This window comes from Chlamydiota bacterium, from assembly GCA_016178055.1.
Taxonomy (GTDB): Bacteria; Auribacterota; JACPWU01; order JACPWU01; family JACPWU01; genus JACOUC01.
This window is the reverse complement of sequence record JACOUC010000001.1, coordinates 24,134-38,587: the sequence shown is the minus strand read 5'-3', so window position 1 is coordinate 38,587 and position 14,454 is coordinate 24,134. Positions and strand designations below refer to the sequence as shown.

Here is a 14,454-nt window from a genome sequence, read left to right as displayed (position 1 = left end):
CTCATGATCCTCTCTAAACGAGCCATTTTATATATTTTGAGTCTTCTTCCCCTCGTGTTATGTGCCAGGGACGATGGACTCGCTGGTTTGGCCCAAACAGATCTCCAAAATCCTTCAAAGATCACCATTTTTAAATCTGTCAGTGAGAAGCTTGTTTGCCAATGCGGCTGCTTCATGATGCTTTCAGTTTGCAATCATGAAAATTGCCCTTCGGCCATCCCTATGAGAAAAATAATTGAAGAGGAAATTGAGAAAGGCTCGAGTGAAAGCGTTATCATTCAAAAGTTTATTGATCAATACGGAATCAAAGTGCTATCGTCCCCCCCGGCTCACGGTTTTAATCTAACAGCCTGGATCATGCCAGGACTTGTGATGATGATTGGATTAGTCGTAGTGTTTTTTTTCTTAAGAAGAGTACGAAAAAAATCCTTTGGGCTTCCTCCTTTCTCAACCGTAGACTCTTCAATGAATGATCGAATTGAAAAAGAATTGAAAGAATGGGAAAATGATAAAAACAATTAAAAATTTAAAATTAAAAATTAAAAATGATTGAAACCCTATTTTTTATAGCGCTTGCAATCAGTGTTGTCTATGTTCTTATGCCTCTTTATCAATCAGGGGGTTCATCCCTTCTTTCTCTTCCTGAGGATCCTGAGTTTTCTTATCTTGAAGAAAAAAGGGCAACGGTTTACACCAACTTAAAAGACCTTGATCTTGACTTTGCTATAGGAAAAGTTTCGGAAGTTGATTATCAAAGAATTCGCTCTGAATCTAAAGAAGAAGCTGCCAAGATTCTTACTGAAATGGATAAACTTGATCTACAGATTGAAAGAGAATTGCAAAACCGCCCTTTCAGGGAGTGTTCTTCTTGCGGCAAACCTCTTCCCGTAAACGCAAAGTTCTGTCCAGAGTGCGGAGGGAAGATATGAAAAGGCTCGAGGCTCGAGGCTCAAGGTTAAAGGCAAATACTCCTTTTGCTTTTGCTTCGAGCTTCGAGCTTCGAGCCTCGAGCCTACTGCTACTCATGACTCCCCTATTCTTTTTATCTTTCTTAACTCATGCTTATTCAAAAACTACAAGCATTAGGGGAAAAATAACTAACGGAACAACAGGTAAAGCAGGTCAAGCCAATGAAGTCCGTCTTATTGAACTCAAATCTGGAATGAAAATGATATCGATTGTGAGAAATATTACGGGTGATTATCAGTTTGAAAATATCGATCTTGACCTAGAAATCCCTCATCTTATCCAAGCAAGCTATGAGGGAGTTCTTTATAGCTCGCCCCTCTTACCCAACCAATCCATAGATACTCCGATTGAGACCACTGTTTATGAGGCCACTCAGGATGCTAAAAACATTCACCTCTCTCGTTCTCACTGGATTTTTGAAAAAGATCATGATCTCTTAAAAATTAAGAAAATTTTCATTTTAAAAAACGAGAGTGAAATTCCCAAAACATATGCAGATCCTGAAGGCACATTTCGCTTCTACGTCCCACCCCAGACCCGAGAGCCTGCATCGGTTAGTGTATCTACCGGATCCATGCCTCTTCGTCAGAAAGCCACTCAAATTGAAAATTCAAATGATTACACCATTGATTATCCCATCAAACCAGGCCAGACAGAGGTTATGATTGAGTATGCGGTTGATAACTCAAGCGGAAGAATTTCCTTCGAGGAAAAATCCTTTTACGATATTCCAGAAATAGATTTACTTCTTTATCCTACCGACATGGTCGCTCAGGCTGAAGCTTTTTATGATCAGGGAGTTCAGTCTAAAATGGATGTCCGCCTGTTGACCGGAGGACCTTTTCAAAAAGGAAATGTCATTGCATTAACACTTTCAGGGGGAACAGAGTCGGTTGAACCTCAGGTCATCACGGTTCCTCATGAAACACAACAACTTCTCATTCCCCTCTGTCTTGGATTAGGTTTTATGTTGCTTCTAGGGAGCCTTCCTCGTCTTAAACAGCAAAAAATCATCGCTCTTTCTCAAAAAGAAGGCCTTATTTTAGCCTTTCAGGATCTTACAGCCGCCTACCGAGAAGGTCGAGTTTCAGAGAAAATTTATCAGGACAAAAAAAACCGCCTTAAAAGCCAGCTTCTTCACCTTATAAAACAATCATGATCCCCAATGTCTCTCTTGAAATTTGCGATTTGACAAAAATTTTTTACCCGGTTCAAGCGCTCTCTAAAATTAATTTTGAATGTTTTTCCCAAGACGCCCTTGTTCTCTTAGGCCCTAATGGTGCGGGTAAAACAACCCTTTTAAAAATTTTATCCACCCTTTTGAAATCAACCTCCGGATCGATTCAATTTAACGCAAAACCTATTTACGAAAATCCATCTCTCTACAAGAAAAGCATAGGTTATGCTGGGGACAAACTCCACCTGTATCAGGATCTCACCATCGAAGAAAATCTTAAATTCTTTTCTCAAATTTATCGCATAGAAGAAAAGAAATTTCGTGTTTTGGAAATACTCAATGAGTTTGATTTAATAGATCACCGTGAAATTTTTATTCGTAAACTCTCGAAGGGGCTCCAGCAAAGGACCGATCTGGCTCGGGCCTTTCTTCATTCACCCTCCATCCTTCTTCTGGACGAACCTTTTACACACTTGGATCAAAAATCGACTTTAAAGGTTATTGAGAACCTGGAAAAATTTTTGTCCCAACAAGGGCTTCTTGTTCTGGCAACTCATCAAATTGATCTTGCCTCTTTTTTTGCAAATCGATGGCTCGTGCTTCATCAGGGGAAAATGATATTTCAAACTGACAAGGTAAAAATGACCGCTTCTGAAATTCAAAAAATTTATCAGGAGCTTTTGAATCACAAATGAAACCAGCCTGGCTTATCTTTCAAAAAGATCTTTTATTAGAACTCAGAAGTCGTGAGATTCTGACGTCCATGTTTGTTTTCGGACTTCTCATTCTTGTTCTTTTTAATTTTGCTTTTGAGCCGACTTCTGAAGAAAGGCTGCATATCATTCCAGGTATTTTATGGATTTGTTATACCTTTGGGGGAATTTTAGGGCTTAATCGAACCTTGAGTCTTGAAAGGGAAAATGCTGGATTAGAAAGTCTTTCATTGGCCCCCATTAATCCCAGCGCTATTTTTTTAGGAAAATGGCTTACAAACTTTATTTTTATGACCTTGATTCAAATAATTATTCTTCCTTTTCTAGGACTTTTTTTTAATATTTCTCTTCTTCCTTCCTTAGCAAGCCTCTTACTGGTTAATCTCTTAGGAACGGCCGGATTTGCGGCAACAGGGACCCTTTTTTCAGCCTTGGCTCTCAATACGCGGATGAGAGACGTTCTCCTGCCTATTCTTCTATTTCCCATCAGCATTCCCATGCTCATTGGGTGTGTAGAATGTACAACACTTATTTTAGAAAATCATTTTCATCTTAACTCTACATGGTTTAAACTGATCGTCGTTTACGATATTATTTTTATGACTACGGGTACTCTGTTATTTGAATATGTATTGGAAGAGTGAAATTAGAAGAATGAAAAATGAAAAGTGAAAAATTAAAAGTTAAATCTAATCCAATTAACGAACGAAGCGTTCAATACGCTCTCGCAATTATTAGACTTTATCAAGAATTATCAAAAAAAACAATCTTAGCCCAAATTCTTGGGAAACAATTGCTAAGGTCTGGTACTTCGATTGGAGCCAATGTCCACGAAGCTCAAGGAGCTCAAAGTAAAGCGGATTTTATCTCAAAAATATCAATCGCGCATAAAGAAGCACTAGAAACAGCTTACTGGCTTCGATTGATTGAAGAAACAAAGATTGTCCATTCTGATGAAACAAAATATCTTAAAGATGAAAACCACCAACTCGTAAGAATTCTCTCCTCTATATTAATCACCTCCAAGGAGAGCATAAAAGTTAAGTTAAAAAATAAGTTAAACGAGGCATAAAATGCAGAAACGTTTTCATTTTTCATTTTTCATTTTTCATTTTTCACTTCTTTGCTTCATGCTTCTAGCCTTATGGGCTATTTTTCTTTGGGCTCCCATTGAAAAAACCATGGGCGATGTTCAAAGAATTTTTTATTTTCATGTTCCTTCAGCCTGGGTCAGTTTTCTCAGCTTTCTCGTCGTTTTTATTTCAAGCTTGCTTTATCTGATAACCCGAAAAAACATCTTTGATCACACGGCTCAAGCTTCAGCTGAACTTGGAGTTTTGTTCTCGAGTTTTGTTCTTATCACAGGCCCTCTCTGGGCAAAACCTGTTTGGGGAATTTGGTGGACCTGGGATGCCCGGCTCACCTCTACATTGGTTTTATGGCTGATTTATATCTCCTATCTTATGCTAAGATCCTTTATCCCTCAGGAACAAAAGAAAAAAACCCTCTCGGCTGTTTTGGGTATTGTTGGATTTATCGATGTCCCTATTGTCTACCTTTCAATCCGATGGTGGAGAACCCAGCATCCAGCTCCCGTGATTGGAGGAGGCGAAGGATCTGGAATTGACCCTGTGATGTTCAAAACCCTGATGATCAGTTTTGCTGCTTTCTTGCTCTTTTATTTTTTACTCATGAAACTTCGATTGGGGATTTTAAAAGCAGCCAATGAATTAAAAGAGATTCGTGAACTCTTCACTTTTAAATCTTAATTTTTAACCCAGATTTTGCAATAGACGCGAGAACCGAGACGCAAAAGCTTGAACCGAATAGCCTTGAAGAAAACGTAGACGTACATGATAGTGTACGTCGAGGCTTTCTGAAAGGCTAGGCGGCCAAGATCTTGCGTCGAATTCCGCGGCCTATTGCAAATTCTGGGTTTAACTACGTGAAAGGAATGAACATGCCCTATCTATTTGCCGCTTTTTCAATCGTATGGTTGGGACTTTTTTCTTATCTTTTTTATTTAGGGAAACAACAAAAAATGCTTGAAAACGAAATCCAAAAACTTAAAGGAAAAACGTTTCAGCAATGACGGATTTTCTTAAGGAAAGATTTCTAAAACTCGGAATTAAAGCCAAACTTGGCCTTTTAACAGCCTCAATGGTTGCCCTGACCCTTCTCATCACCCTCGTCATTTCCTCTTATCGTGAGGTCGAATTCAAAAAGGCTGAGGCTCGTAAGCTCATGATTAATCTTGGAAAGCAGATTGGCCTTTTAAAGGGTTTGTCGCTGAGTCCTTCTCAAGAATCTTTTGCCGAATACCTCGAAAAAACAGTCCATTCGGTGATCAGTCGCAAAGGATATACGATGACCATCGTTTATATTATTACAACAACTCCTGATGGGCAAATTGAACTTCCTGTTTTCAATCTTAACATGATTCACCTCCCCCATCAGGATCCTCTTTTTGTAGCCAAAGAAATTCTTTCTAAAAAATTTTTAATCGGTCCTGGCATTCAAGATGTCGCCATAGATGTTGGAAATAAAGGCAGCCTTCATGTGGGTTTTTCAATGCAAATTCTTATCAGCGAAATATGGGAGAGTCGATTTGAACATTTAGCAATTGGAATTATTCTCATCATCTTTGGAATTGGAGCAGCGATGGGTCTTGCCAATAAAATTACGGAACCGCTCTTTACCCTTATTCAAGGTTTTGAAAAAGTTTCGAAAGGAGATTTTGAAGCCCAAGTCCATATTCAAACCCACGATGAGCTCCAAGAACTGGCCCAGTCTTTTAATGAGATGACCGCAGGACTCAGAGAACGTGAGACCATCAAGGATGTTTTTCGAAGATATGCGACCGATCAGGTTGTTGAAAAAATTTTGAGCGGTGAGGTTCGCCCCACCTTGAGTGGTGAGCTCTGTGAAGTAACGGTTCTTTTTTCTGATATTCGCATGTTTACTTCTATCGCGACGAAATTGTCCCCTCAACAGGTGGTCTATCTCCTAAATCTTTTCTTCACAGCCATGACCGATGTTGTCATTCAAAATGAAGGACTGATTGATAAATTTAGCGGTGATGAAATCATGGTTGTGTTTGGAGCTCCCATCCATCATCTTGACCACCCCGAGCGGGCTTTACGAACGGCTCTTCAAATGATGAAAGAACTTGAAAGAGTGAATGAAAAACTCGTCCGTGAAAATTATCCCAAAATTGATATCGGAATTGGGATTAGCACAGGTGTTGCAGTCGCTGGAAACGTAGGATCTGAAAAAAGAATGGCCTATACGGTTATTGGTCAGGATGTAAATTTAGCGGCACGACTGGTCTCAATCGCTAATAAAGGTGAAATCCTCCTCAGTGAGGTAACCTACAAAAGAGTGAGCGGTATCATCCAGGCAAAACCTGAGGAAACCCTCTTAAAAGGTTTGGATAAACCCCTTACCGTTTATCGGATCACTCCCTGATTTTTCTCCTCATAAACAATTCTAACCTAATCGGCCCAGCAATCTCAATAAACCATCAAGAATAGTCAGTGGATGAGGAGGACAACCAGGGACATACAAATCCACAGGAATGATGGAATCAACCCCATTTGAAACCTCTGGGCCCCCCATGAAAGGCCCGCCACTCGCTGCGCAGGCCCCAACTGCAATCACAATCTTTGGATCTGGCAGGGCTTCATAGGTCTTTTTTAAGGCAAGTTTCATGTTTTTTGTGACGGGACCGGTTACCAGAAGCCCGTCCGCATGACGGGGAGATGCAACAAATCCAATTCCAAATCTCGATAGATCAAAAACAACATTTCCAAGCGCTTGCACCTCGGCGTCACATCCGCCACAGCTTCCGGCAGAGACTTCTCTTAATCTGAGCGAGTGGCCTAATATTTTTTTCATTTTGCAATTAAGAGCGCTCGCAAGTTTGAGTTCATCCCCTTGAAGAATAAGGTCCTCGCGTCTCGATACCGCCATTCGATAATCGTTTGAATATTCAAAAGATCCTGATGGTAAAGCCTCTTTAAGGTCTTCGTTAAATAATAATTTGCCCATATCAACCGAAGGGGTGTTGCCCCAGGATATGGAGCCTGTTGCGTCTTTCTCTTTTTGAAAATTATTTTCAAGAGAAGCATTCATCTCGATATTTCTAAGAACAGGCTTGCCCCGAAATCGACTGGGAAATACAGGTTCCTCTTTTGGATATCGGCTTGTCCGGTAGCCCTGCTTGATTCTATTTTTTAATATTTGCCACATAAAAATATTTTTCTCCCAAAGTTATAGATCATGCCCTGCGTAAGACAAATTAAAGCTTTTATTACAAAGTGGAAAATCGGATATTTGAGCATCGCGAACCGCCAAGGTTAATGCGAGCCAATTATTAAAGGAAGGATCTTTAATTTTATAACGAACAATTTGAGAATTCACTCCTGTGATCACCCCATGGATAATCTCTCCTCTGGAGCCTTCAACCATCGAAAAAGTCATGTGATTTTCTTTGAGAGGACGCATCGCTGTCAAAAGCCCACCTTTGGGCATTTGCTCTAATAACTCTAGCAGAAAATCGATCGATCTTTGGGATTCAAGCCAGCGGATCACCGCACGGGAATACACATCTCCAGAATTGGCCAGGGATATCGGGATCTGATGAAAACGGTACATTCCATGAGGGTAATCCATTCTAACATCACGCTCACACCCTGCAGCACGGGCTGTAAGACCGACAAAACCAAGTTTCTTAACCATTTCAGAAGAGACAACACCTATATTTTCTAATCGGGAAAGAACCGAAGGCTTCGTAAAAAAAAGATCCGAAACTTCCTGCATCTCCCCTTTGGCCTTTGATAAACGGTTTTTGAATTCTTTAATCATTTTTGAATCCATATCAAAAAGCACACCCCCAGGCCTGCAAAAACTCCTTCCATAGCGGTTACCCGTGAGTTCCATGAGTAGATTTAAAAACTCGCCCCGCAATCTTCCGAAATAGGCCGCAGTCGATAAGAATCCAATATCGTTGCCCAAGGCGCCTAAGTCCCCTGCATGATTGGCCAGTCTTTCAAGCTCTAGCGCAACGGCCCGCAAGGCCTCAGCCCTGGGAGAAATGTGAAGTGAAGCCAAAGACTCCATGGCGCTGCAATAAGCGATTGTGTGTCCAATCACCGTGTCTCCCGCAATTGATTCTGCCAACAGCACTTTTCGATCAGGAGAAACTTCCAACAGCATCTGTTCAATTCCCCGATGCTGATAACCCAACTGTATCTCCAAATTTAAAATTCTTTCGCCATGACACTGAAACCGAAAATGTCCTGGCTCTATAATCCCTGCATGGACAGGTCCAACCGCTACCTCATGAATCTCTTCGCCCTGGGCATGAAAAAAACCTGCGTTTTCTGAGATGAGACGACGAATCGGTTTAAGCCAGGGATGTCCTTCTGGCATCATCGAATACTGCTCAGCGACTTCCCTCTCGAAACCCTGGGCCTGAGGGAGATTGGGCGTTAACGATTTAAAAATGGAGGTATTTTTAGAAACTTTAAACGAAAGAAGGCTCAACCTGGAATCCTCGTCTTGACCGAGCAAGGCAAAAATCTGAATATTTCCATTTTTATCAGGAAACCCAAAAAAATTAGCAAGTCGGGCCCCTGCTCTACTTTCATCTAAAACTCGTTTGATAAATAGTTCTTCCTCAAACACAGGAACTCTCTCTAACTCCCAACTTTGATTGTTTCGCACCGTTAATTTACGAGTTGGCATTGATTATCCCCCTAAAATTCCACTGGATTTAAGAAGCATTCGATCCAAAAACGAAGGGACATAACATCCTAGCAGGAACACAATTCCTCCTAACAACAAGAGCGGCAATAGACTGCCCCAAGACTCATTTTTTGAATGTTCATTCCATGTATCCGGAGGGAGTCCTCTGGCCATTTTTAAAATGGTATTTGCGATCGCAATAAAAACAATGGACAAGAAAAAGAGATAGAAAAAAGCCAACCCGTAATCATGGGCTTTCAGGGCAGCGCTTAAAATCATCAATTCACTGAAAAAAGTACCGAAGGGAGGAATCCCTGTTACTGCGAACATCGCAGCGATCAAAAATCCTCCTGTAAAAGGCGATGATCTTAAAACACCCTGAATGTTGTCAACACGCTTACTGCGGTATTTTTGATAAATATTGCCCGAGACTAAAAAGATCAGTCCCTTTGAAAACGCATGATTGATTGCATGAAATAGACTTCCATAAAAGCCAGCCCCCCCAAGGCCCAGACCCAGAATAAGAATTCCCATGTGTTCAATGCTGGAGTAGGCTAGCAGCCGATTGAAATCTGCTTGACCCAGCATGGAAAAAGCAGCCAGGGCGATTGAAGCCATTCCAAAAATCAATAACACCGGTCGTAAAAATTCTGTTTGATCCGCACTGTTACAAATCTGAATCAACCTCAAGAAGGCTAAAAAGGCGCAATTCGTCAGCCCTCCAGAGAGTAAGGCCCCCACAGGACCCGGGGCTTCTCCATAGGCATCTGGTTTCCAGCTATGCATTGGAACAAGTCCCATTTTTGTGCCGTAACCAACGGCAAGAAAAATGGCACTCAATTTTAACCATGGAATTGAAAGCAAAGAGGCTTGATGAACAATCTCGTTAAAAAGGAGGCTCTTGAGTTGAATGGCGGAGATGGCCAAAAAGAAAGTTCCTAAAAGCGCCAGGGCAATCCCAACAGAGCAAATCACGAGATATTTCCAGGTTGCTTCAAGCGCCAAAGCCCGTCGGTGAAAATTAATTAAGGGTGCCGTTAACAGTGTGGTTGATTCAACCGCTACCCAAAACAGCCCTGGATGCTGACTCAGAGAAACCAGTGTCATTGAGAAAAGAAGTAGCAAAAGGTACCCTGCAAAAACACGATTAGAACGCCCTTTTTCATTTTGAATATAGCTTGGCAAATAGAGGGAAACCGCAAAGAAAAGCAGACTGAAAATAGAAAGAACAATGATCCCGAATGAATCAAGATCGAGAAAACCGCTCAAGACACTCGACGGCCGATTAATCCAAAAACTTCCCACGCTCAATAAATGGATCAACGAAACACAAAAAAGAAGAATACTTCTTGATCGGTTTATAGGAAGCATGAAAGCCAAGGCTCCACCCGCCAGGGGCAATCCCAAAATAAAAAAAATCATATCCTTAGCCTTTCAACGCCGTGAACTGCGATGTGTCCGTATGGTCAAATTCATTTTGAATATGGTTAATGACAATTCCCATAATAAAAACTCCGACAAAAATATCCAAAAAAATTCCCAACTCAACCAGAAGGGGCGTAACATCAAAAAGCAAAAGAGCAAAAAGAAATATACCGTTTTCCATCACCAGATAGCCGACGACCTGAGTAATCGCCTTGGTCCGGCTGATGAGAAGCAATAATCCAATAAAGAGGGTTGAAAAAGCTGAAGGGATCAAGAGATCCGAAAAAGGTTTTTCAGATAGAACCAGACACGACGATAGAAAAAAAGAAAGGCCAACTAAAAATCCCCCAAGTAAAAGACTGATGCTGATACCAAAAAGACCCGGTGAGTCGCGGCGGATTGCGACATGCCGAACAGCCCAAAAAAGGATCATGGGAATGATGATCACTTTAAGAAAAAAGGTAACAAGCGCAAGCGCAATTCTGTGGACACCCAATGGGCCATTCATCAAAAAAGGAATGATAGATAAAACTAAAGATTGTATTGCAAAAAGTTTAATAATCGATCCGATGCGGCTTATCCCTAAAAGACAAATCGCCGAAACCACAATGACGGCCAGCATCCTATCCAGCCAAACAGGGTTCATAAAGTCCTCGATAAAACAATGATCAAAGCAAAAGATGCCAGAACGATGGCGACTGTAATAAAAGATTGAACACGATTGAGCCGCAGCCGCGCCATACTGGACTCGACAATTCCAATGACCACGGCAAGTCCAATCATTGCGCCCAAAAATACAGCCGCATTGATCCAATCATCATGAAATCGAAAAGGAAGAAGCAATGAAGCCAGGAAGCTTCCCAAAACAAAAAGTTTTAGGCAAGCTCCATACAGAATAAAGGCAAGATCCGGTCCGCTGTGGTCCAGAATCATCACTTCATGAATCATTGTCAATTCCAGATGCGTATCAGGATCATCAATCGGAATTCTTGCATTTTCAACCAAGAGGATCATAAAAAAACTGATGACCACCAAAATCAAAGATGGCCCTGCGTTGATCCATGAAGATCTGGTATATCCCCCAAGGAGGGTCGATAAGGAAAAATTTTTAGACAAGATTACAAGAACCGTTAAATTTAAAAAGAGGGCGATTTCCGATAAACATGAAAAAGCGGCTTCACGGCTTGCGCCCATTCCTTCAAAACTGGATCCGGTATCCAGGGCCGCCAACACCATCAAAAAACGGGTCAGGGCAAAAAGACCCACGAAAAGAAGTACATCTCCATAAAATTGAATGGGAGCCTTCAGGGCGCCAAAGGGCATTAACAAAGTACTTACGAACATGGCTGCAACAAAAACTAAAGGTGCCACTCGAAAAATCCAAGTCGTTGTTGGACTATAAACACTCCCCTTTCGCGTTAATTTTAAAATATCGTAACAGACCTGCAAAAGACGCGGGCCTTTTCTCCCCGCAAAAAAGGCCTTTGTTTTTGCAATGATGCCAAGCAAAAAGGGCGGAAATAAAAGACCTATCGCAAAACGCAATAAGACAGGTATCGCGTCGATCATTTTTTTATGAACTCCATGGAAATTTCCAGAGTAAAAGGGCAACAACCGCCAAAAGAATATAGAGCAAATATTGCGGAATGTAACCGCTTTGCAATTTAAGAAGCTTCCCGGAAAATTTTCTTAATATAGATAAAAGAGGACGGAAAATAAAATGCTCCGGCCCATCGACGACTTTCGACAAAAGACTTACTTCCTTTGGAAAATAATCCGTGCAGCTTTTGCCATATTCTTTAAAAAAAACCAAGGACTTAAAAAATCGAAGAACAGGATCGGCAAAAGATGAAGCGGTGTATTGCATTCGAGGCGAAGGAAGCGTATAGCCGCAACCCCATGTTTCTTGATACCGAGGAGGAACGCACCGAAACAATAATCGTTTGAATAAAGCCAGCAAACACAAAATTGATAAAAATAAAAATAAAGTTTTAACAACGAAAAGAATAGGCTGAAGAATCATTTCCATTTGACCAGCATCCGTTGCTGTCATAACAGAAACACCTTTTAGTGAGAAAAGAAGAAGGGTTTTTGGGGAAAGCCCGACCCACAAACATATTGCCGCTAAAATCACCATCGGCCCTCGCATGACCCACGAATTTTCCTTAACGGGTGCTTCATGATGGGATCTTGCCTTCCCCAGAAAAACGACACCAAAAGCCTTTGCAAAGCAAACCGCAGCCAGTCCCCCAATAAGGGTAAGAGAAATCATGGATAAAACAGACAAAATAATACCCGTTTTTCCAAAATGAATCATTCCTTCAAGAAAAGATCGATAAATCATCCACTCGCTGATAAACCCGTTCAATAGAGGAAAGCCTGCGATCGATAAAGAACCAACTAGAAAAAGATGCCCTGTCCAGGGAAGAGATTTCAAAAGCCCTCCCATCTGGTCCAATTCACCTGTTCCAGTTGAACGTATTACAGATCCTGCGCTTAAGAAGAGCAAGCCCTTAAAAACCGCATGATTAAAAACATGCAATAAGGCCCCTGCATAACCGATGATCGAAATAAGGTTATTGTGATAGGCCTTCCCAATCAATCCCATTCCGATTCCCAGGGCAATAATGCCGATATTTTCAATACTGTGATAAGCCAAAAGCTTCTTGATTTCATGCTGTCCAAGGGCATACAAAACACCAAGAACGCCTGAAACTGCGCCTATAAAAAGCACCAGAGGTCCTCCCCACTGAGGAACATCAATCATAGAAATCATTCTTAAAATTCCATAAATTCCCATTTTTAGAACCACCCCTGAAAGGACCGCAGAAATGTGACTCGGAGCCGCCGGATGCGCATGAGGAAGCCATATATGAATCGGAAAGAATCCGGCCTTGACCCCAAAACCCATTAGGCCCAGAATAAAAAAAACGGCAAGAAATGTTGGAGTATAATGGGCTGCCGCCATTTGATTAAAATCCATTGAGCCTGCAAAATTCCCCATCATCATGAACATTGCCAATAAACAAAAAACCCCGCAGTGATTTGCAGTAAGATAAAGATATCCCGCCTGCCTTACAGATTTTTTTTCATCAGAGTAGGTAATCAAAAAATAAGCAAAGACGGTCATGAGTTCCCAGGCAGCCAAGAAAAGAACTGCATTTCTGGCAGCCACAACCAAGAAGAGAGACAGGGTCAAAAACAGATAGAAAAAATAATGGACACCGATATTCTTTTTTTCGCCATGTCCCCGTAAATAACCACATCCATAAAAACCCGCTGCTAAAACAACACAGGCGATGGTGATCAAGAAAAAAGCGCTTAGAGGATCAAGACCCATTCTGAATTGGCCCAAAGGAACCGACCAGGGTAGGAGAAAATCCCCCTGAAAGCTTGTGCGTAACGCGAAAAAGGATGAAATCAGAACCAAACTGCTGGCAGCGGTCAATGAAACGAGAAATATTCCATGACACAGTTTTTTAAAATGCCCCAAGGAGAGAACCATGAATCCCGAAAGTATCAGAATTGACAAACTTACGAGAAAGAATTTCATCAGGTCATTCCTCTTTTTTCGACAGACTTTCCATCACTTGCTTTTCTTTGCAAGACCAGACGAGATTCTATAATAATTGTTTCTGCAATGAGCTCTTTTTTTGATGCTTTTATACGCAAATATTTCTTGAATCCTGAATCCTGAAGACAGAAGGAAAGACGCGACATCAGGAGGAGATGCATTTTGGTTGAGGGGCTGATCAATACGAAAAGAACGGATACAGGCTCACGATCAAAGGCGTTAAAATCAACTGCATTTTTCAGAAAACACAAAGCTGCAAACGGTTCATCAATATTAAGAATAACCGGATTTCTCAAATGAGGAAGCGCAATTCCGTTTCCGATAGCTGTTGATTCCATTATTTCTCTGGCAATCAGCATCTCAAGAAGGGATTTTTTGTCCACTTCAGCAGGAAAGACAAGAAGATTTACAACATTTTCAAGAACTTCTTCCCGTGTTTTTCCTGGAACATCATAGTAAATGCCACCCCATTTAAGCGCTTCAGCTAAAACTTCAGACTGGGTTGATTCCCGTTCTCCAAGCGCCAAAATATCGGTCGTAAGCACCATCTTATTTTCAAGCGCCCACTCCAGAAGCTCAATATAATTGAAGCGGTACTGCTCGTTTACTTTGATGCAAGGCATGCCTTTTTTGGCAATCCATTCATAGATCGTCTTCTCTTCGGCATCGAAGATTCTCATGATATCAAGGACAGAAATCTGCATACAAGATAGCCCTCCCCTGACAAGCCATCGCTACTTTTTCTCGTTCAAAAGTTGCTCTGCGCGAACGAGTGAATCCTTGGGCAATAGCACAAAACTTCTCCTTTTTAGAAATTAACAGTGAATAAGAACTCTATATGAATACAT

General features: G+C 41.3%; 16 protein-coding genes. 9 read left to right on the top strand and 7 right to left on the bottom strand.

The features are described 5' to 3' along the window. The first annotated feature begins 3 nt into the window (after positions 1 to 3). The 9 genes from HYS07_00215 to HYS07_00175 all read left to right on the top strand — a co-directional run bounded on the left by HYS07_00215 (position 4) and on the right by HYS07_00175 (position 6,327). Entirely contained in the window at positions 4 to 522 is a 519-nt protein-coding gene (locus HYS07_00215; GenBank protein ID MBI1869597.1) for a cytochrome c-type biogenesis protein CcmH, read from the top strand. Between the two features lie 23 nt (positions 523 to 545). After that, positions 546 to 929 carry a zinc ribbon domain-containing protein gene (locus HYS07_00210; protein ID MBI1869596.1) on the top strand — a complete coding sequence of 128 codons (384 nt, stop codon included), beginning with the start codon at positions 546 to 548 and terminating at the stop codon, positions 927 to 929. Continuing rightward, positions 926 to 2,128: a hypothetical protein gene (locus HYS07_00205; GenBank protein ID MBI1869595.1), complete on the top strand. Its 1,203-nt coding sequence runs from the start codon at positions 926 to 928 to the stop codon at positions 2,126 to 2,128. The genes HYS07_00210 and HYS07_00205 overlap by 4 nt, the downstream gene beginning before the upstream one ends. Then, complete coding sequence (gene ccmA, locus HYS07_00200) at positions 2,125 to 2,841, top strand: heme ABC exporter ATP-binding protein CcmA (GenBank protein MBI1869594.1); 717 nt, start codon at positions 2,125 to 2,127, stop codon at positions 2,839 to 2,841. Before HYS07_00205 ends, ccmA begins: the two co-directional genes overlap by 4 nt. Further along, the gene (locus HYS07_00195) at positions 2,838 to 3,503 is read left to right on the top strand and encodes a heme exporter protein CcmB (GenBank protein MBI1869593.1); all 666 of its coding nucleotides are present in this window, start codon (positions 2,838 to 2,840) and stop codon (positions 3,501 to 3,503) included. The genes ccmA and HYS07_00195 overlap by 4 nt, the downstream gene beginning before the upstream one ends. A gap of 17 nt (positions 3,504 to 3,520) precedes the next feature. Further along, entirely contained in the window at positions 3,521 to 3,931 is a 411-nt protein-coding gene (locus HYS07_00190; protein MBI1869592.1) for a four helix bundle protein, read from the top strand. 1 nt (position 3,932) lies between these two features. Further along, on the top strand, positions 3,933 to 4,628 hold the full coding sequence (ccsA, locus tag HYS07_00185; protein MBI1869591.1) for a cytochrome c biogenesis protein CcsA: 696 nt from the start codon (positions 3,933 to 3,935) through the stop codon (positions 4,626 to 4,628). Positions 4,629 to 4,759: 131 nt separating this feature from the next. Continuing rightward, positions 4,760 to 4,951 (top strand): CcmD family protein, encoded by a 192-nt coding sequence (locus HYS07_00180; GenBank protein MBI1869590.1) that lies wholly within the window; start codon positions 4,760 to 4,762, stop codon positions 4,949 to 4,951. Continuing rightward, positions 4,948 to 6,327: an adenylate/guanylate cyclase domain-containing protein gene (locus tag HYS07_00175; GenBank protein MBI1869589.1), complete on the top strand. Its 1,380-nt coding sequence runs from the start codon at positions 4,948 to 4,950 to the stop codon at positions 6,325 to 6,327. Before HYS07_00180 ends, HYS07_00175 begins: the two co-directional genes overlap by 4 nt. A 21-nt stretch (positions 6,328 to 6,348) precedes the next feature. Here HYS07_00175 and nuoB read toward each other — a convergent pair whose 3' ends face one another. Genes nuoB through HYS07_00140 form a run of 7 tightly spaced genes read right to left on the bottom strand, consistent with a single transcriptional unit; the run spans position 6,349 to position 14,310 of the window. Beyond that, positions 6,349 to 7,110 (bottom strand): NADH-quinone oxidoreductase subunit NuoB, encoded by a 762-nt coding sequence (nuoB, locus tag HYS07_00170; GenBank protein MBI1869588.1) that lies wholly within the window; start codon positions 7,108 to 7,110, stop codon positions 6,349 to 6,351. A 21-nt stretch (positions 7,111 to 7,131) separates the two neighbouring features. Beyond that, complete coding sequence (locus HYS07_00165) at positions 7,132 to 8,607, bottom strand: NADH-quinone oxidoreductase subunit C (protein MBI1869587.1); 1,476 nt, start codon at positions 8,605 to 8,607, stop codon at positions 7,132 to 7,134. A 3-nt stretch (positions 8,608 to 8,610) separates the two neighbouring features. Continuing rightward, positions 8,611 to 10,029 (bottom strand): hydrogenase, encoded by a 1,419-nt coding sequence (locus HYS07_00160; GenBank protein ID MBI1869586.1) that lies wholly within the window; start codon positions 10,027 to 10,029, stop codon positions 8,611 to 8,613. A 4-nt stretch (positions 10,030 to 10,033) separates the two neighbouring features. Continuing rightward, positions 10,034 to 10,678, bottom strand: coding sequence for a hydrogenase (locus HYS07_00155; GenBank protein ID MBI1869585.1), 645 nt, complete (start codon positions 10,676 to 10,678; stop codon positions 10,034 to 10,036). Next, on the bottom strand, positions 10,675 to 11,601 hold the full coding sequence (locus HYS07_00150) for an NADH-quinone oxidoreductase subunit H (protein MBI1869584.1): 927 nt from the start codon (positions 11,599 to 11,601) through the stop codon (positions 10,675 to 10,677). The genes HYS07_00155 and HYS07_00150 overlap by 4 nt, the downstream gene beginning before the upstream one ends. A 4-nt stretch (positions 11,602 to 11,605) precedes the next feature. After that, complete coding sequence (locus HYS07_00145) at positions 11,606 to 13,585, bottom strand: hydrogenase (GenBank protein ID MBI1869583.1); 1,980 nt, start codon at positions 13,583 to 13,585, stop codon at positions 11,606 to 11,608. Then, positions 13,585 to 14,310, bottom strand: coding sequence for a PTS sugar transporter subunit IIA (locus HYS07_00140; GenBank protein ID MBI1869582.1), 726 nt, complete (start codon positions 14,308 to 14,310; stop codon positions 13,585 to 13,587). The genes HYS07_00145 and HYS07_00140 overlap by 1 nt, the downstream gene beginning before the upstream one ends. Between the last annotated feature and the right edge of the window lie 144 nt (positions 14,311 to 14,454).